Annotated in this window: 1 pseudogene; it reads right to left on the reverse strand. The window is 68.3% G+C overall.

Annotated elements, in window-relative coordinates:
* Positions 1-504 precede the first annotated feature (504 nt).
* Positions 505-1389, reverse strand: a pseudogene (locus tag ACY45C_RS21350) (helix-turn-helix domain-containing protein); the annotation flags it as partial.
* Positions 1390-1569: the final 180 nt, after the last annotated feature.

The following is a 1569-nucleotide window of genomic DNA, read 5'->3' on the forward strand; positions in this document are numbered from 1 at the left end:
GACGGCTCCGCCTCGCCCGGACGGTCAGCCGGCCGTGGGCCTGCTCGCCGTCCCACTGGACGCGGGCGGGCGCGGGTGGGCGAGACCGGAACGGTTCTCATGTTCACCGTGTACCGACTAGTAGGGGCGGTGCCCGGCTTTACCCCGGCAACTCTCCCGGTAGGCACGCCGTAGGCCTTCCCTGCCGCCTCCTCGACGGTACCCATGCCCGCTGGAAGAGGCCGGTCGTGTGGTTGCGCCAGATCGCTGCAACCCGTTGGGCGACACGGATGGCGACGCCTTCGAGGGTGCGCCCACCGTCGCGGTAGTCATAGCCGGCCCAGGTCCGAGCGGCGGCCCGCCCTGGCCGGGCCCGGTACCCGGGGGAAGGAGAGGAGAAAACAGAGATACTCCGGGTACCCGGCCGTGGCCGTTAGGGGTTCGGGCGGGCGGGGGCCAGGGTTTGCCGAGCCATCGGTAAAGGTGTCTGGGACGCCCGCGGGACCCGCCGTCCAAGATCATGGTGACGTAGCCGGCCTCCTTGAGATCCTTGAGGTACCGCTGGACCGTGGACCGGTCCCGGCCGATCTGGTCGGCGATCTCCGCCGCCGACATCGGCTCGGACGCCCAGAGCAGCACGGCGACGATCTCTTCCCTGACCCCGGTCCGGGCGGGCGGTGCGGGCTGGGTGGGCGGTGCAGGCGGTGCGGGCTGGGTGGGCGGTGCGGGCCGGTCGGGCTGGATGGGCTGGTCGGGCGGTGCGGGCTGGTCGGGCTGGGCGGGCCGGTCCCTGAGATGACCCCAGAGATCGTCGATTGCGCGGACAATTTTTTTGAGTTCGCGGGCAATTTTTTTGAGTTCGGCCCGGTTATATAGCGTGATCACTATGATAGTGGTGATGCCGACGACCACTTGCAGGCCCAGATTCTCCGCGGCGCTGGGCAGCTGCGTGAGCAACTGGTGGTGCAGATCTTTCATGCTGACGTCGACTCTGACCTCACCGACGGTCTTACCGTCGGTGTCGCGCAGCGGAACCTCGGCGCGCACGGACGACCCCAGGCTCCCGGACCCGCGACTGACAGTTTCCTGTTCGTGGAGGGCACCCGAGGGGTCGGCGCTGACCGGTTTGCCGATGTTCTTCGGATCGGGATCGGAGCAGCGGATACCCCGGCTGTTGATGACGACCACGGACTGCGCTCCTGTGAGTCGCCGGGCCTGTTCGGCGAGAGCCTGCACCTCCCCCGCGGGATCCTTCCCCATGACCGCCCGGGCCAGGAGCAGGTCGGATGCCACCGCACGCGCGATCTCAATCGCTCCCTGCTGGCGCTGGTGGACAAGGTCCGTGTACAGCTTCAGGTCGGTCAGTCCACTCCCGATGCACAGCACGAGCAGTAGGGAGACGACGCGCATAGGTACTGCCCCTAGTGGTGGATCGAGGTGGATGGTTCGACAGGCCGTAAGCGTAGGCCGACCGGCATGAGCGGCGCCCCGAGTCGCGAACCGGAAGGCACGACGCCCATCGCCCGATGGTGCCCGAAGATCCGTCCGCGCCGTCGTACGACGAGCTCGCGGCGCTGGTCATGACACAGG

This window comes from Frankia sp. CcWB2, from assembly GCF_977927585.1.